The 17,287-nt window shown below is 61.5% G+C and carries 15 protein-coding genes and 2 tRNA genes; 3 read left to right on the forward strand and 14 right to left on the reverse strand.

The annotated features are described in order from the left end of the window. Positions 1-37: 37 nt before the first annotated feature. Together ABNP31_RS22605 and ABNP31_RS22610 are read left to right on the forward strand one after the other, a co-directional pair. Positions 38-907 carry an oxygenase MpaB family protein gene (locus ABNP31_RS22605; protein WP_350012783.1) on the forward strand — a complete coding sequence of 290 codons (870 nt, stop codon included), beginning with the start codon at positions 38-40 and terminating at the stop codon, positions 905-907. 78 nt (positions 908-985) lie between these two features. After that, positions 986-3,922, forward strand: a complete 2,937-nt coding sequence (locus tag ABNP31_RS22610) for a DUF748 domain-containing protein (protein WP_350012784.1) — start codon at positions 986-988, stop codon at positions 3,920-3,922. A gap of 136 nt (positions 3,923-4,058) precedes the next feature. Here the strand turns inward: ABNP31_RS22610 and ABNP31_RS22615 are convergent, their stop codons facing one another. Continuing rightward, a complete protein-coding gene (locus tag ABNP31_RS22615) occupies positions 4,059-4,472 on the reverse strand; it encodes a VOC family protein (protein WP_010955354.1) in 414 nt (137 codons plus the stop codon). Between the two features lie 60 nt (positions 4,473-4,532). On the opposite strand from ABNP31_RS22615, the gene ABNP31_RS22620 reads away from it, so the two are divergent. Next, on the forward strand, positions 4,533-4,835 hold the full coding sequence (locus ABNP31_RS22620) for a putative quinol monooxygenase (RefSeq protein WP_350012785.1): 303 nt from the start codon (positions 4,533-4,535) through the stop codon (positions 4,833-4,835). 78 nt (positions 4,836-4,913) lie between these two features. Here the strand turns inward: ABNP31_RS22620 and ABNP31_RS22625 are convergent, their stop codons facing one another. The 13 genes from ABNP31_RS22625 to glmM all read right to left on the reverse strand — a co-directional run bounded on the left by ABNP31_RS22625 (position 4,914) and on the right by glmM (position 17,283). Further along, on the reverse strand, positions 4,914-5,264 hold the full coding sequence (locus tag ABNP31_RS22625; RefSeq protein WP_025340697.1) for a BON domain-containing protein: 351 nt from the start codon (positions 5,262-5,264) through the stop codon (positions 4,914-4,916). A 263-nt stretch (positions 5,265-5,527) separates the two neighbouring features. Next, a complete protein-coding gene (pnp, locus tag ABNP31_RS22630; RefSeq protein WP_025340698.1) occupies positions 5,528-7,633 on the reverse strand; it encodes a polyribonucleotide nucleotidyltransferase in 2,106 nt (701 codons plus the stop codon). 250 nt (positions 7,634-7,883) lie between these two features. Then, positions 7,884-8,153, reverse strand: a complete 270-nt coding sequence (rpsO, locus tag ABNP31_RS22635) for a 30S ribosomal protein S15 (RefSeq protein ID WP_003249971.1) — start codon at positions 8,151-8,153, stop codon at positions 7,884-7,886. 147 nt (positions 8,154-8,300) lie between these two features. Further along, positions 8,301-9,218 (reverse strand): tRNA pseudouridine(55) synthase TruB, encoded by a 918-nt coding sequence (gene truB / locus ABNP31_RS22640; RefSeq protein WP_350012786.1) that lies wholly within the window; start codon positions 9,216-9,218, stop codon positions 8,301-8,303. 3 nt (positions 9,219-9,221) lie between these two features. Next, a complete protein-coding gene (rbfA, locus tag ABNP31_RS22645) occupies positions 9,222-9,620 on the reverse strand; it encodes a 30S ribosome-binding factor RbfA (RefSeq protein WP_025340699.1) in 399 nt (132 codons plus the stop codon). A 116-nt stretch (positions 9,621-9,736) separates the two neighbouring features. Beyond that, the gene (gene infB / locus ABNP31_RS22650) at positions 9,737-12,277 is read right to left on the reverse strand and encodes a translation initiation factor IF-2 (RefSeq protein WP_085663613.1); all 2,541 of its coding nucleotides are present in this window, start codon (positions 12,275-12,277) and stop codon (positions 9,737-9,739) included. Between the two features lie 27 nt (positions 12,278-12,304). Further along, positions 12,305-13,786, reverse strand: coding sequence for a transcription termination factor NusA (gene nusA / locus ABNP31_RS22655; protein ID WP_003258062.1), 1,482 nt, complete (start codon positions 13,784-13,786; stop codon positions 12,305-12,307). 59 nt (positions 13,787-13,845) lie between these two features. Then, on the reverse strand, positions 13,846-14,304 hold the full coding sequence (gene rimP / locus ABNP31_RS22660; RefSeq protein WP_003249960.1) for a ribosome maturation factor RimP: 459 nt from the start codon (positions 14,302-14,304) through the stop codon (positions 13,846-13,848). A 130-nt stretch (positions 14,305-14,434) separates the two neighbouring features. Further along, positions 14,435-14,511 (reverse strand) — tRNA-Met (locus tag ABNP31_RS22665). Positions 14,512-14,611: 100 nt separating this feature from the next. Next, positions 14,612-14,697 (reverse strand) — tRNA-Leu (locus ABNP31_RS22670). Between the two features lie 21 nt (positions 14,698-14,718). After that, on the reverse strand, positions 14,719-15,117 hold the full coding sequence (secG, locus tag ABNP31_RS22675) for a preprotein translocase subunit SecG (protein WP_015271857.1): 399 nt from the start codon (positions 15,115-15,117) through the stop codon (positions 14,719-14,721). A gap of 4 nt (positions 15,118-15,121) precedes the next feature. Further along, positions 15,122-15,877, reverse strand: a complete 756-nt coding sequence (gene tpiA / locus ABNP31_RS22680) for a triose-phosphate isomerase (protein WP_025340701.1) — start codon at positions 15,875-15,877, stop codon at positions 15,122-15,124. A 65-nt stretch (positions 15,878-15,942) separates the two neighbouring features. Next, entirely contained in the window at positions 15,943-17,283 is a 1,341-nt protein-coding gene (gene glmM, locus ABNP31_RS22685; RefSeq protein WP_085591700.1) for a phosphoglucosamine mutase, read from the reverse strand. Positions 17,284-17,287 lie beyond the last annotated feature (4 nt).

Raw genomic sequence — 17,287 nt, forward strand, 5'->3', positions numbered from 1 at the left:
GGCCGCTGTTCATGGCCGCCCTGAACCACAGGTCGCCATGGAAGCCCTTCGCCGCCGCATCGAAACCCAGGTCATGAGCCTTACCGGGCTGGCCCTCGGCCAGCTCGATCTGGAATCGCCCAAGGGCGACCCCGGCCTGTTCGGCCCGCACAGCATCAGCTGGCGGGTACATGGCGACTTCCCGAGCATGCTGGTCGGTGGCATCAGCGCCCTCATGCTGCAATTGCTGCATCCGCTGGCCCTGGCCGGGGTGTGGGACCATTCCAACTTCCGTGAAGACCTGCTCGGCCGCCTGCGCCGCACCAGCCAATTCATTTCCGGCACCACCTTCGGCGCCACCCGCGATGCCGAGTGGCTGATCGACAAGGTGCGCACCATCCACCTGCAGGTGACCGGCACCGCGCCGGATGGCCGCCCATATGCGGCCAGCGACCCGGACCTGCTGACCTGGGTGCATGTGGCGGAAGTCAGCAGCTTCCTCGCCGCCCACCTGCGTTACCGCAACCCGCACCTTGCGCGCGCCGAGCAGGATGCCTACTACGCAGAGATCGCGCTGATTGCCGAGCGCCTTGGCGCCCGCGACGTGCCGCGCTCGTGCCAGCAGGTCGAGGACTACCTGCAGCGCATGCGGCCGCAGTTGCACTGCGACGCCCGCAGCCATGAGGTGGTCGGCATCCTGCTCGATGCCCCCGCCCCCAGCCGCCTGGCACAGCCAGTGGGCAAGCTGATGTTGCACGCCGGCATCGACCTGCTGCCGGGCTGGGCCCAGGCCATGCTCGGCCTGCAGCACGGCCCGTTGCAGCGGCGCATGATCCGCCTGGGGCTGCAACGCACCGCGCCAGTACTGCGCTGGGCGATGCGCGACGGCTCGGCGCATCGGGCCAAACGGCGCATGGGTATCGAATGAGGTCAGATGGTCGCCTCAGCGGAACTGATTTAACGTGCCATACTCCAAGCTCTCCTGCTTAGACAGACGAAGCGACACATGTACAAAGGATTGACTCGCGCCGCTGGCGCACTGCTGGCCCTCGTAGCCCTCTACAGCCTTCTCGGCTTTCTCGTTCTCCCCGGTGTCGCGCTGCGCATCGCCAACCAGCAGTTGGCCCAGTACGCGACCGTGCCTGCCCACCTCGAACGGATCGAGCTCAACCCCTTCAGCCTCGAGCTGACGCTGTGGGGCCTGCAGATCGGCGAGCCGGGCAAGGAGCAGGTCGGCTTCGAGCGGCTGTACGCCAACCTCTCGCTCGACAGCCTGTGGAGCGGTGCCCTGCACCTGGACGCCGTGGAACTGGTCAAACCACGCAACGAAGTACTGTTCGCCAAGGACGGTATCCTCAACCTGACCCGCCTGTTCAAGCTGCCAGCCAGCGAAGCCAAGCCCGACGAGCCGCCCAGCGACCCGTTCCCGCTACGCATCGGCAGCATCAAGCTCAGCGACGGCTACCTGCACTTCGAGGACCTGCGCCCGAGCGAGCCGATCGAGTTCCTCTACGACAACATGAACCTGGAGCTGAAAAACCTCAGCACCCTGCCCAACGACAATGCCGACATGACCCTGGTGGCCATCGGCCCCAACGGCGGGCGTATCGACTGGAAAGGTACCCTGAGTCTGGCGCCGATCGCCTCTGAAGGCACACTGAAGATCACCGAAGGCAAGATGAAGGCATTCTGGCCCTATGTGCGCGATGCCGTGCCACTGGTGCTGGAAGAGGGCGTGGTCAGCCTCGACACCCGCTACAAGCTCAACCTTGCCAAACAGACCGAACTGTTGCTGGACAACGCGTCGGTGCGCATCGCCCCGTTTGCCATCAAGGCCCCGGATGGCCGCCCGCTGGCACGCCTGGCCAGCCTGGAAGTAAGCGAAACCTCGGTCGACCTGGTCAAGCAGCTGGTCACCGTGGGCAAGATCCGCAGCGAAAAACTGGAAACCTGGGCTGCGCTGGAAAAGGACGGCCAGCTTGACTGGCAGAAGCTGTTCGCCAGCCAGCCGGCCAAGGCTACGCCGAAGGAAAAGGCCGAGCCGGCAGCCGCCGAACCCACGCCCGAACAGCAAGCCGCCAAGGAGCCGAGCAAACCCTGGCAGGTGCTGCTCAAGGATGTGCAACTGCGTAACTACCTGGTGCACCTGGCAGACCGTACCCAGAAGGAGCCGGTGGCCCTCGACGTCGGCCCGCTCAACGCCGACCTGCAAGGTTTCGACAGCCTCAACAAGTCGCCCTTCACCCTCAAGCTCGATACCGGCGTGGGCAAGCAAGGCAAACTGCAGGCGGCCGGCCAGGTCAACCTGGCGCCCATCTGGGCCAAGCTGGACGTGAGCACCCGCGACATCGACCTGCGAGTGGCCCAGGCCTATATCAGCCCGTTCATCCTGCTGGAGCTGCGCAGCGGCATGCTCGCCAGCGACCTCAAGGTCGACCTGAAGAACACCGCACCGCTGGCCTTCAGCGTTACCGGCAAGGCACAGGTCAGCCAGCTGCACACCCTTGACACCATCAAGAGCCGTGACTTCGTCAAATGGCAGCAGGTGAACGTCGACGGCCTGTCCTACGTGCACGGCGATGCGCTGTCGATCGACAAGGTGACTCTGCTGCAACCCTATGCGCGCTTCATCATCAACGAGGACCGCACCACCAACATCAACGACCTGCTGATCCCGCAGCCGGCCGGCGCCCCGGCGACCAGCCAGGCCAAGCCGGCCGCTGCCAGCAACGACAAGCCGCTGGGCATCCACATCGGCCAGATCGACATCAACGACGGCTCGGCCAACTTCGCTGACCTGTCCCTCACCCCCAACTTCGCCACGGCCATCCAGCAGCTCAACGGCCGGATCGGCACCATCGACAACCGCAAGCCGGTGCCGGCCAAGGTCGACGTCAAGGGCAAGGTCGACCGCTACGCGCCGGTCACCATCAAAGGCGCCCTCAACCCGTTCAACCCGCTGGCCAGCCTGGACATCGCCACCAGCTTCAAGCGGGTCGAGCTGACCACACTCACCCCCTACTCCGGCAAGTTCGCCGGCTTCCGCATCCGCAAGGGCCGGCTCAACCTCGACCTGCACTACCTGATCACCAATGGCCAGCTGAAGGCTGAAAACAAGGTGGTGGTAGAGCAGCTGCAGTTGGGCGAGAAGGTCGACAGCCCGGACGCCGTGGACCTGCCGATCCGCCTGGCGGTGGCGCTGCTGAAGGACACCGAAGGCAAGATCTCGATCGAGCTGCCGGTGTCCGGCGACCTCAACAACCCGCAGTTCAGCGTGATGCCGATCGTCTGGCAAACCCTGCGCAACCTGGTGTTGCGTGCGGCGCAGGCACCGTTCAAGTTCATTGGCGGGCTGGTTGCCGGCGGTGGCTCGGAAGACCTGGGCAACGTGGCCTTCGCCCCGGGCTCCAGCGAGCTCGGTAGCGACGCCCAGGCATCGCTGGACAAGCTGGCGTCGGCCCTGAAGGAACGCCCGGAACTGCGCCTGGAAATCGAAGGCACCAGCGCCCAGGCCAGCGATGGCCCGCTGATCGCCCAGCAGCGCCTGGAGCGCGAGTACCAGGCCACCTGGTACAAGATCCTGCAGCGTCGCGGTGACAAGGTGCCGGCCAATGCCTCGATGCTGGTGGTCGACGACAGTGACAAACCGGCGATGCTCGAAGGTATCTACCGTAACCGCCTGAAGCAGCAGCCGCCTGCCGAATGGGAGCAACTGGGCCGCGAAGAGCGCACCGCCAAGCTGCGCGAGGCGGTGATCAAGTCCTGGGCCGAGAGTACTGCGCTACTGCGCACGCTGGGCCAGGAGCGGGCCAGCAGCATCAAGGATTACCTGGTGGACAAGGGCCAGCTGGAAGATGACCGGGTGTACTTCATCGATACCAACCTGGGCCAGGCCGAGAGCGATGGGCGGGTGGTGACACCGATGCATCTGGATGCCGAGTAACTTCTACTAGCAGGTCTGGCCTCTTCGCGGGCTTGCCCGCTCCCACAGGGACCGCACACAGTTCAAGGCCTGTGCAGTACCTGTGGGAGCGGGCTCATCGGGGCGCCGAACCGCCGCGAAGAGGCCGGTACAGGCTTCACACCAAACGCTGCCCCGACACCGCCGGATGGTACAACGGCTGCACCTTGTTCCCTGCCGGGTCCAACAGGTGGAAGCTGCGCGCCCCGTCACCATGGTTGAACGGCCGGTCCAGCAAGGTCACGCCGTGCGCCTTGAAGTACTGGTACCAGGCTTCCAGCTCCTCCACGCTATCGACGATGAACCCATAGTGGTCCAGGGTCTGCAACCCATTGGCCGCCCCTGCCCCGCGCCCCAGCGACAGGTTGTCGTTACCACAAGTGAGGTACACCAGGTCTTCGTTGGCGCGGTTCAGCACTTCCATGCCCAGCACATCGACGTAGAAGCGTTCACACTCCTCCAGGTTGGGTACCAACAAGGCAATATGACGCAGGCCGTTCAGGCGGCCAGGGCGTGCAGGCAATTCGGACATTGGCGAGGCTCCATTTTTGTATACAATTCATAATAGAATTTAAAACAAAAGGAGAGCCTTGTGTATAGCCTGTTCATCAAGACCCGAGTGAAGCCCGGTTACGCCGATGAATTTCTGACTGCGATCAAGGTCAATGCCGCGGCTTCCGTTGCCAACGAACCTGGCTGCCTGGTGTTCGATGTGTCGCAGGACCGGGTCGACCCGGAGGTGATCTACCTGTACGAGATCTACCGCGATGATGCGGCGTATGACGCGCATACGCAGACTGCGCACTTTCGCGATAGCCGGCCGTTGGTCGAGCCGCTGATCGTCGAACAGGAATGCTTCGAGAGTGATGTGATTGCGCGTAATCCGGTGTACTAGCCACCAATGAAAAGCCCCGGCAAATAGCCGGGGCTCGGAGCGAAGGTGGCCAAATCCTTTTGGCCGACGGGACATTCCTTATTCGGCTTTCAGGCCGTCCGACATCACACTCTTGACGCCTTTGATGTTCTTGGTAATACGAACAGCTTCTTCTTTCTGGGACTGAGTCACCGCCACGTCAGACGACAGCGAGACGACACCTTGGCTGGTCTCGACTTTGATGTCGCTGCCTGGAATACCTTTTTCAGTCAGCAGGTCCGCTTTCACTTTGGTAGTGATCCAGGTGTCAGAACCTTCCTGCTTGGCGTTGTCCACGGTATTGGCGGCCAACATGACTGGAGCCTGGGTTGGCTCTGCAGCGAATGCGCCGTTAGCCATGGTCAGGGTCAGGGCGGTAGCAGTAGCGGCAGCAATGGCGAACTTCTTCATGTGAGTCACTCCTGTTTTTCGAAAGGTCTGCGCCGTATGTCCTGGCGTCAGGTATGAAGGTAGTTGCACGCGCTGTGCCAGCTTTTCCGCTTCGCTTGTTTCCTTACAAATCAATAAGTTAGCGAAAAACCAGCATTCCCGTCGTCGTGCATTTTGCAATCTGCACGGTAAACCTGCATGCAAGATGCAAGTCCGCAAAAGGTTCCCTTTCGCCCATGAAAAAAGGGCCCCGAAGGGCCCTTTTCCTGTTGCGTGGCAGTCGCTTAGACGCCCGAGGCCTTGGCCGCGGCAACGTCCTTGATCGACAGCTTGATACGGCCGCGGTTGTCCACGTCCAGTACCAGTACTTCGACTTCCTGGCCTTCTTTCAGGATGTCGGTGACTTTCTCGACGCGAGCATCGCTCAGCATGGAGATGTGCACCAGGCCGTCCTTGCCAGGCAGGATGTTGACGAAGGCACCGAAGTCGACGATGCGCTCGACCTTGCCGACGTAGATCTTGCCGATCTCGGCCTCGGCGGTGATGCCCAGGATGCGCTGCTTGGCAGCCTCTGCCGCTTCCTTGGTTTCGCCGAAGATCTTGATCGAGCCATCGTCTTCGATGTCGATCGAAGCCTTGGTCTCTTCGCAGATGGCGCGAATGGTGGCACCACCTTTACCGATGACGTCACGGATCTTGTCGGTGTCGATCTTCATCGCGATCATGGTCGGGGCGTTGGCCGACAGCTCGCTACGCGACTGGGCGATGATCTGGTTCATCTGGCCGAGGATGTTCAGGCGCGCTTCCAGGGCCTGGCCCAGGGCGATTTCCATGATCTCTTCGGTGATGCCGTTGATCTTGATGTCCATCTGCAGCGCAGTAACACCCTTGGCGGTACCGGCTACCTTGAAGTCCATGTCGCCCAGGTGGTCTTCGTCACCCAGGATGTCGGTCAGGACGGCGAACTTGTCACCTTCCTTGACCAGGCCCATGGCGATACCGGCAACCGGTGCCTTCATCGGTACACCGGCGTCCATCAGGGCCAGGGAAGCACCACAGACCGAAGCCATGGAGCTGGAACCGTTGGATTCGGTGATTTCCGATACCACGCGGATGGTGTAAGGGAAGTCGCTGTCGCTCGGCAGCATGGCCTGCACGCCACGACGGGCCAGGCGGCCGTGGCCGATTTCACGACGGCCGGCGCCGCCCATGCGACCGCACTCACCCACCGAGAATGGCGGGAAGTTGTAGTGCAGCATGAACGGGTCTTTCTTCTCGCCTTCCAGGGTGTCCAGCAGCTGGGCGTCACGGGCAGTACCCAGGGTCGCGACGACCAGGGCCTGGGTTTCGCCACGGGTGAACAGCGCCGAACCGTGGGTCTTCGGCAATACGCCGACTTCGATGTTCAGTGGGCGCACGGTGCGGGTGTCACGGCCGTCGATACGCGGTTTGCCGTTGACGATGTTCTCGCGGACGGTGCGGTATTCCAGCTCGCCGAAGATGTCCTTGATGGCGCCGGCGGACGGGCCGGTCTCTTCGTTGCTCAGACGGGCAACAGCCTCGTCGCGCAGCTGGCCCAGGCGGTTGTAACGGTCAGCCTTCTGGGTGATGGTGTAGGCCTGCGAAACGGCTTCGCCGAACTCGCCACGCACCAGGTTCATCAGCTCGACGTTGGCTGGGGCTGGCTGCCAGTCCCAGGTCGGCTTGCCGGCTTCGGCGGCCAGTTCCTTGACGGCCTGGATCACGGCCTGGAATTCGTCGTGGGCGAACAGTACGGCGCCCAGCATCTGGTCTTCGGTCAGCTCTTTGGCTTCCGATTCAACCATCAGTACAGCGTCGGAGGTACCGGCAACGACCATGTCCAGGCTCGAGGCAGCCAGTTGCTCGTAGGTCGGGTTCAGCAGGTAGCCGGTGCTTTCGTGGAAGGCAACGCGAGCGGCGCCGATCGGGCCTTCGAACGGAATGCCGGAAATGGCCAGGGCAGCCGAGGTACCGATCATCGCAGCGATGTCAGGGTCGGTCTTCTTGCTGGTGGAAACCACGGTGCAGACTACCTGCACTTCGTTCATGAAGCCTTCCGGGAACAGCGGACGGATCGGACGGTCGATCAGGCGCGAGGTCAGGGTCTCTTTCTCGGAAGGACGGCCTTCACGCTTGAAGAAGCCACCCGGGATCTTGCCGGCGGCGTAGGTCTTTTCCTGGTAGTGGACCGACAGCGGGAAGAAACCCTTGCCTGGATCGGCCTGTTTGGCGCCTACCACAGTCACCAGCACGGTGACGTCGTTGTCGACGGTCACCAGCACGGCGCCGGTTGCCTGACGGGCAATACGGCCCGTTTCGAGAGTAACGGTCGATTGACCGAACTGGAAAGTCTTGATTACCGGGTTCACGGTTTCCTACCTTTTTCAGTGGCTCTTGGGGGAACTGGTTTCTTGCGAATTCTTGGGCAGAACGGGGAATCGGCCCCATTGACCGTCCAGATACAACACGAGGCTGGGAGCCTGGCACCAAGCGGAAAATCCGCTCAGCATTGCCAGGCTGCCAACCTCGGAGATACGCGTGGCGTGTCCAACGGCAGCACTGCAAAACAGCCCTGCCGAAGCCTGCGACACGCCATGCACACCACTGGCCAGGCCGCTATTAGCGACGCAGACCCAGGCGACCGATCAGGGCGCTGTAACGAGTGGTGTCTTTGCCCTTCAGGTAGTCCAGCAGCTTACGACGCTGGTTGACCATACGAATCAGACCACGACGGGAGTGGTGGTCTTTGTCGTTGGCCTTGAAGTGGCCTTGCAGCTTGTTGATGTTGGCGGTCAGCAGAGCAACCTGCACTTCCGGGCTACCGGTATCGCCGGCGGCTTGCTGGTATTCGGCAACGATCTGAGCTTTTTCTTCAACGCTGAGGGCCATTTGGCTTCTCCTGATAACGGATCCCGCATGCGGGGTCCAATAGGCCAGGGACAAATCCCTGTATTAATAAAAAAGGTGTGACCGTGCCTACTGACAGCCACCCTTGGTGCCGTGGGGCCTGGCAACTGCCTGGCCTCACGGTTTCGGTCATTCCGACCGAATCAGCCGACGCGGCGCAATGCGCCCGTCTTCGCTCACTTCACCGATACCGATGAAGCGTGCATTGTGATCCTGTACCCGGACCATGCCAAATTGTGGCGCGTCCGGCGCGCGTACCGCCTGCCCATGCAGCCAGTAGAACGCACTGTGTTCGGACAGGCACACCAGCGGCCAGTCCTGCAGGCCGCTGTCCGAGGGCATGAGGAAGCGGTCGAGCGCTTCGTTGCCGCCTTCGGCGTGGGCCTGTTCGAGGTCCTCGAGGGTGACCGTCTGTGCCAGCGCGAAAGGCCCGGCCTGGGTCCTGCGCAGCTCGGCGACATAGGCGCCGCAACCAAGGGCCTCGCCGATATCCTCCACCAGGGTGCGGATATAGGTGCCTTTGCTGCATCCTACGCTCAACCGTGCACGGGTGCCTTCGCACTCGAGCAACTCCAAGCGGCCAATAGTAACAGAACGCGCCTCGCGCTCCACTACCTCTCCTGCACGTGCCAGCTTGTACAGCGGCTGGCCGTCACGCTTGAGCGCCGAGTACATCGGCGGTATCTGGCTGATCTGGCCACGAAAACGCGGCAGCAGGGCCTCGATGTCGGCGCGACCAACGGTCACCTCGCGGGTCTGCAGCACCTCACCTTCGGCATCACCGGTGTTGGTAGTCTGCCCCATCTGCATGACCGTTTCGTAGCCCTTGTCGGAATCGAGCAGGTACTGCGAAAACTTGGTCGCTTCGCCGAAGCACAGCGGCAACACGCCGGTTGCCAGCGGGTCGAGGCTGCCGGTGTGGCCGGCCTTTTCCGCGTTGAGCAGCCAGCGCACCTTTTGCAGGGCGGCGTTGGAGGTAAAGCCCAGCGGCTTGTCGAGCAGGATGATGCCGCTGACGTTGCGGCGGATACGTTTGACCTGGGCCACCGCTTACTCCTCGGCGTCCGGCTTGTCGGCATCCTTGTGCAGACGGTCTTCGGCGACCGCGCGCTCGATCAGTGCCGACAGGTGGACACCGCGGCTGACGCTTTCGTCGAAGTGGAAATGCAGTTGCGGCACGCTGCGCAGCTGCATCGAGCGGCCCAGGTGCAGGCGCAGGAAGCTGGCGGCGCTGTTCAGGGCCTTGAGCGACTGCTGCACTGCGTCTGGCGTTTCTTCGCCCATGACGGTGATGAAGACCTTGGCATGGCCTAGGTCGCGGCTGACATCCACAGCGGTGATGGTGACCAGACCGACGCGGGGGTCCTTGACTTCACGGCGGATCAGCTCGGCCAGCTCGCGCTGCATCTGATCACCGATACGTTGGGTACGGCTGTATTCTTTGGCCATTCTTGCTACCTGTAACTTAAAGCGGCAAACGCCCGGTCAGGCTGATGCCTGACCGGGCGCTACCTACTGAGGCACTGCCCACCGCCCTGCGGCGGGGGCTGGCGCCCTGCTCACCCTTAAAGGGTACGAGCAACCTGGACTTTCTCGAAGACTTCGATCTTGTCGCCGACCTTGACGTCGTTGTAGCTCTTCACGCCAATACCGCACTCCATGCCGTTACGCACTTCGGAGGCGTCGTCCTTGAAGCGACGCAGCGACTCCAGTTCGCCTTCGAAGATCACAACGTCTTCGCGCAGTACGCGGATCGGACGGTTGCGGTACACGGTACCCTCGATGACCATACAGCCAGCGATGGCGCCGAACTTCGGCGAACGGAACACGTCACGTACTTCGGCGACACCCAGGATGTTCTCGCGAACATCGCTGCCGAGCATGCCGGTCAGGGCCTTCTTGACGTCTTCGATGATGTCGTAGATCACGTTGTAGTAACGCATATCCAGACCTTCCTGCTCGACGATCTTGCGCGCGCCGGCATCGGCACGCACGTTGAAGCCGAACAGTACTGCATTCGAAGCCAGCGCCAGGTTGGCGTCGCTTTCGGTGATACCACCGACGCCGCCACCGATCACGCGTACCTGAACTTCGTCGTTGCCCAGGCCCGACAGCGAACCCTGCAGTGCTTCCAGGGAACCACGCACGTCGGTCTTGAGGACGATGTTGAGGGTCTTCTTCTCTTCCTGACCCATGGTCTCGAAGATGTTTTCCAGCTTGCCGGCGTGAGCACGGGCCAGCTTGACCTCGCGGTACTTGCCTTGACGGAACAGGGCAACTTCACGGGCCTTCTTCTCGTCGGCAACCACGGACAGCTCGTCACCGGCTTCCGGGGTACCGTCCAGGCCGAGGATTTCGACCGGGATCGACGGGCCGGCTTCCTTCACAGGCTTGCCGTTCTCGTCGAGCATGGCGCGCACGCGGCCATAGTTGGAACCGCACAGGACCATGTCGCCCTGACGCAGGGTACCGTCCTGAACCAGGATGGTAGCCACCGGGCCACGGCCCTTGTCCAGACGCGATTCGACAACCACGCCACGACCTGGAGCGGTCGGGGTAGCGGTCAGCTCGAGGATCTCGGCCTGCAGCAGGACAGCTTCGAGCAGTTCGTCGACGCCGGTACCCATCTTCGCCGAAACCTTGACGAACGGAGTGTCACCACCCCAGTCCTCGGAGGTCACGCCTTCGACGGCCAGCTCGTTGCGGATGCGATCGATATCGGCACCCGGCTTGTCGATCTTGTTCACCGCAACCACCAGCGGAACGCCAGCTGCCTTGGCATGCTGAACGGCTTCGCGGGTTTGCGGCATCACGCCGTCGTCCGCCGCCACCACCAGGATGACGATGTCGGTAGCCTTGGCACCACGGGCACGCATTGCGGTGAACGCAGCGTGGCCTGGGGTATCGAGGAAGGTGACCATGCCGCGGTCGGTTTCCACGTGGTAGGCACCGATGTGCTGGGTAATACCACCGGCTTCGCCAGCGGCAACCTTGGCACGACGGATGTAGTCGAGCAGCGAGGTCTTGCCGTGGTCAACGTGACCCATGACGGTAACGACCGGCGCACGCGATTCGACTTCACCTTCGAATTTCAGCGATTCGGCCAGGGAGTCTTCCAAGGCGGTATCGCTGACCAGGGTCACTTTGTGGCCCAGTTCTTCGGCGACCAGCTGAGCGGTTTCCTGGTCGAGCACCTGGTTGATGGTGACCGGGGTACCCAGCTTGAACATGAACTTGACCACTTCAGCGGCCTTGACCGACATCTGTTGGGCCAGTTCCGAGACGGTGATGGTCTCGCCGATGGTCACGTCACGGATGACTGGACCGGTCGGGTTCTGGAAGCCGTGCTGATTGCGCTTCTTCAGCTTGCTCTTGCCACCGCGGCCACGGCGTACGCCATCGCTCTCTTCATCGGTGGTGCGCGGTGCGGCACGAGGAGTCGGAGCCTTTTCCTTCTCCTTGACCTTGACCTTGATCGACACGCGCGGGGCCTCGCCACGACGCTCGCCACCACGACGGTCTTCGTCACGGGTGCGGCCTTCGTTGCGACGGGCTTCGTCCTTCTTGCGCTCGGCGGCACGGGCTGCGGCGTCTTCGGACGCCGGGGCATCGGCAACTACCGGGGCCGGGGCAGCGGCTGGCGCCGACTCTGGCTTGGCGGCAGGCGCAGGGGCTGCAGCAGCGGTATCGGCGGCCTGACGGCGAGCCTGCTCTTCGTTGCGCTGGCGAACTTCGGCCTCGACCTTCTCGCGAGCGGCATTTTCAGCCGCGCGGCGCTCATCCAGTTCACGCTTCTGCTCAGCCTGGATTTCTTCCGGGCTGCGCTGCACGAATACTTTCTTCTTGCGTACTTCTACGCTGATGCTCTTGCTACCGGCGACACGCAGGGTGCTGGTGGTTTTGCGCTGCAAGGTAATCTTGCGCGGTTCTTCCGCCTTGCTCTTGTGGCTGCTCTTCAAATGAGTCAGCAAGGTCTGCTTCTCATTGTCGGTCACTACCTGACCGGCGTCGGTGTGCGGCAGACCTGCCTCACGCATCTGCTGCAGCAGGCGCTCTACCGGTGCCTCGACCTCTTGGGCCAGTTCTTTCACCGTGACTTGCGTCATGCACTTCTCTCCTCAGGCCGCGCCTAATTACTCGAACCAGTGGGCTCGGGCGGCCATGATCAACTTGCCGGCACGCTCTTCGTCGATGCCGTCGATGTCGAGCAGATCGTCGATCGACTGCTCGGCCAGGTCTTCGCGGTTAACCACGCCGCGCACCGCCAGTTCCGCCGCCAGGTCCTTGTCCATGCCCTCGAGGGAGAGCAGGTCGTCAGCCGGATGGGCGTCTGCCAGTTTTTCTTCGGTAGCGATGGCCTTGGTCAACAAACGGTCCTTGGCTCGAGCGCGGAGCTCGTTGACGATATCTTCGTCAAAGCCATCGATGTTGAGCATTTCTTCCAACGGTACGTAGGCAATTTCTTCGAGGCTGGTGAAGCCTTCGTCGACCAGCACTTGGGCCAGCTCCTCGTCGACTTCCAGTTCATCGATGAAATTGCGCAGGATGTCACCGGTTTCGGCCTGCTGCTTGGCCTGGATGTCCTTCTCGGTCATCACGTTCAGGGTCCAGCCGGTCAGCTGACTGGCCAGGCGAACGTTCTGACCGCCACGACCAATGGCCTGGGCCAGGTTGTCCTCGGCAACGGCGATGTCCATGGCATGGGCATCTTCATCAACGATGATCGCCGCGACTTCAGCCGGCGACATGGCGTTGATGACAAACTGCGCCGGGTTATCGTCCCACAGGACGATATCCACACGCTCACCACCCAGCTCCCCGGATACGGCCTGGACGCGCGAACCACGCATGCCGATGCAGGCGCCTTGCGGGTCGATGCGCTTGTCCTTGGAGCGGACGGCGATCTTGGCTCGCGAACCCGGATCACGGGAGGCAGCCATGACTTCGATGAGGCCTTCGGCAATTTCCGGCACTTCGATGCGGAAAAGCTCGATCAGCATCTGTGGCGCGGTGCGCGACAGGATCAGCTGAGGGCCACGGTTCTCGGTGCGAATTTCCTTGAGCAGCGCACGCAGGCGCACGCCAACACGGAAGGTCTCACGCGGAATGATGTCTTCGCGGGCCAGCAGGGCCTCTGCGTTGTTGCCCAGGTCAACGATGACGTTGTCGCGGGTAACCTTTTTGACGGTACCGGAGATGATCTCGCCAACGCGCTCGCGGTAGGCATCGACCACCTGGGCACGCTCGGCCTCGCGGACCTTCTGCACGATGACCTGCTTGGCGGTCTGGGCGGCAATACGACCGAACTCGATGGACTCGATCTTCTCTTCGATCACGTCACCGACCTTGGCTTCAGGGTGGGTTTCGTGAATCTTGCTCAACCAGGTCTCGATCGCCGGATCATCAAGATCGGCTTCGTCGACCACGGTCCAGCGACGGAAGGTCTCGTAGCTACCGGTGTGGCGGTTGATTTCCACACGCAGGTCGACTTCGTCTTCAAAACGTTTTTTGGTTGCAGTGGCCAGTGCCACTTCCAGCGCTTCGAAAATGACGCCGGGCGGTACACCTTTTTCGTTGGATACCGATTCAACAACCAGCAGTACTTCTTTGCTCATCGTACGCCTCGCCTTGCGCAAGCCATTGGGCCCGGATAGTCCGCCGGGCCCGGCACGTCTCAGTCAAAACTGGGAATAATATTGGCCTTGTCGATCGAGTCGATCGGCAACAGGAACTCTTGATTGTCCACCTGGACCACCACGTCCTGCTCCTCCACACCGCGGAGAAGGCCCTGGAAGTTACGACGACCCTCGAAGGGTGAGCGCAGCTTGATCTTCACTTGTTCGCCGGCATGCGAGGCAAACTGTTCCAGAGTGAACAGTGGGCGATCCATGCCTGGAGAAGACACCTCGAGGGTGTATTCACTGCTGATCGGATCTTCCACATCGAGAATTGCGCTGGCCTGACGGCTGACCGCTTCGCAGTCGTCCACCAGAATGCCGCCTTCCTTGTCGATGTAGATGCGCAGTACCGAATGCTTACCCTGGGAAACGTATTCGATCCCCCAGCATTGATAGCCCAGACCCTCGACAACCGGGGCCAACAAGGCCTGCAACTGTTCTAGCTTGCTCGACACCTGAACCCCCTCGTGCATGCTGTGCAAATAAAAAATGGGCGAAGCGCCCATCCCTGAAAGCGCCGTTGGACAACGACGCCGAAAACTGTTCGGTTAGCAAAAAGCCCCTGAAAAGGGGCTCCGCTGAAGCTGGTTGCGGGGGCTGGATTTGAACCAACGACCTTCGGGTTATGAGCCCGACGAGCTACCAAGCTGCTCCACCCCGCGACAAAGCTGGGGCGAAAGTATAAGACCGAACCCTCCTGAGGGTCAAATCCGAACCTTCACCTGCAAGAAAGCCCGCTAAAGCGGGCTCTCAAGCTTTAATTGGTACCGAGAAGGGGACTCGAACCCCTACACCCTATGGGCACAACCACCTCAAGGTTGCGTGTCTACCAATTCCACCACCTCGGCAATACTACTACTTGAAACCCGTTACTTCTGCTCTTGTGCTGGAGGAGGTACATCACCCGTATTAGGAGTGGTTTCGCTCTTCTGCTGCTGGAGCACCGGTACATCATCATTAACTGCCGGTTTCTGCGGCTCTTTCACTTCTAGCACTGCTGGATCTGGAAGACCTGCTTGGCTAAGCTGGTGAGCTTGTTGCTTCGCGAAGTATCCTAACCCAAGTGCTGTCAAAAAGAAAGTGGCAGCGAGTATAGCAGTTAATTTACTCAGGAACGTTGCAGAGCCCTGGCTCCCGAACACGGTATTTGAAGCACCCGCGCCGAAAGATGCACCTGCTTCCGCACCTTTACCCTGTTGCAACAGAACCAGCACTACAAGCGACAGCGCTGCCAACAGATGAAAAACAACGATGACTGTTTCCAGCATTTGTTCAGTTTCCTGCGGCGCGACAAATTGCACCGAATTCGTCTGCGTTCAGGGAAGCTCCACCAATGAGCCCCCCATCGATATCCGGCATGCCGAACAGTTCGGCCGCATTGGCCGCCTTCACGCTGCCGCCGTAGAGCAACTGCACCTTCGCAGCCACTTCAGCATCTTCTGCCGCCAGCTGGCCGCGGATGGCTGCATGCACATCCTGGGCCTGCTGTGGCGTGGCCGTAAGGCCAGTGCCAATGGCCCATACAGGCTCATAGGCAATTACTGCATTGGCAAAAGCCTTAACACCGAATGCCTCGATGATACTGCTTAGTTGACGCCCGACAACTTCGAGCGTTTTGCCGGCCTCGCGCTCTTCAAGGGTTTCCCCGATGCAAAGCACTGGCTTCAAACCTTTGGCTTGGGCCGCTGCAAACTTGCGATTGAGCACTTCGTCGGTTTCACCAATGATCTGGCGACGCTCCGAATGACCAATCAACACCAACTTGCAGCCTGCTTCAACCAGCTGTTCCGGAGCAACTTCTCCGGTCAGCGCACCCTGTTCGGGTTGTACTGCAGAATTCTGTGCGCCGACAGTAATTTCCTTGCCTGCCAGGCCATCGATCACTTGATTGATGAACAAGGCCGGTGGAAACACCGCGACTTCCACTCCGCTCGGCAAGGCCAGATTTCTCAAGCCTTCGGTCAGCTCAGCGACGCTAGCGCGGGTACCGTGCATCTTCCAGTTACCAGCTACCATAGGGCGACGCATGCTTTACCTCGTCGGTCAAAGTGGGCGCAGATAGTACCCAACCCTATCTGCGCTGGCAAGCGCCTTCAGACACAAACTTCGCCGACCAGTTTGGCCAACGCTTCTGCGTGCGCACGCACCTGGCTTTCGTCCTCGCCCTCGACCATCACCCGCACCAACGGCTCGGTACCGGATTTGCGCAGCAGCACGCGGCCGCGGCCGGCCAAGGCCTCGGTCACCTTGGCACTGGCTTCCTTGACCGCCGGGTGCTCCAGCGGGTCGACCTTGCTGGCGCCATAGCGCACGTTGATCAGCACCTGCGGGCACTTGCGCAGGGCCTGACGAGCCTGGGCGAGGGTTTCGCCACGGCGCTTGAGCGCCATCAGCACCTGCAGCGCAGCGATTATCGCGTCACCAGTGGTGGTGTGATTGCAGCACACGACGTGACCGGAGTTTTCACCACCGACCAGCCACTCACGCTCCAGCAGCTCGGCCATGACATAACGGTCACCGACCTTGGCCCGCACGAACGGGATATCCAGCTCCTTCAGCGCAAGCTCCAGGCCCAGGTTGCTCATCAGCGTGCCCACTACCCCGCCCTGCAGCTTGCCCCGCTCCTGCATGTCGCGGGCGATGATGAACAGCAGTTCGTCACCATCGACGATGGCGCCGGTGTGGTCGACCATCAGCACTCGGTCGCCATCACCGTCGAAGGCGATGCCCAGGTCGGCATGACCGACCAGCACGGCAGCCTGCAGCGATTCGATGTGAGTCGAGCCACAGCCTTCGTTGATGTTCAGGCCGTCGGGCTGGGCATGCAGCACGGTCACGTCGGCACCCAGCTCGCGGAACACGCTTGGCGCGACCTTGTAGGTGGCGCCATGGGCGCAATCGACCACCAGCTTGAGGCCGTCGAAGCTGGTGCTGCTCGGCACGCTGCTCTTGCAGAACTCGATGTAGCGGCCGGCGGCATCGTTGATGCGCGAAACCTTGCCCAGCTTGCCCGACTCGACAACGGTCATCGGCTGGTCGAGCAATTCCTCGATCATCAGCTCGACTTCGTCCGGCAGCTTGGTCCCCTGGCCCGAGAAGAACTTGATGCCGTTGTCATCGTGCGGGTTGTGCGAGGCGCTGATGACGATGCCGGCTTCGGCGTGGAAGGTACGCGTCAGGTAGGCGATGGCCGGCGTAGGCATCGGCCCGAGCAGCATCACGTCGGCACCTGCCGCGGACAGGCCGGCTTCGAGTGCGGACTCGAACATGTAGCCGGAAATACGCGTGTCCTTGCCAACCAGCACCCGGCAGTGGCCTTGCTTGCGGAAGGCCATGCCGGCCGCCCAACCAAGCTTCAGCATGAAGTCAGGCGTGATCGGGTATTCGCCGACGCGGCCACGAATGCCGTCGGTACCAAAGTATTTTCTGCTCATAGGG

Origin of the sequence: Pseudomonas asiatica, from assembly GCF_040214835.1 — a bacterium.
Classification (GTDB): Bacteria; Pseudomonadota; Gammaproteobacteria; order Pseudomonadales; family Pseudomonadaceae; genus Aquipseudomonas; species Aquipseudomonas putida_Z.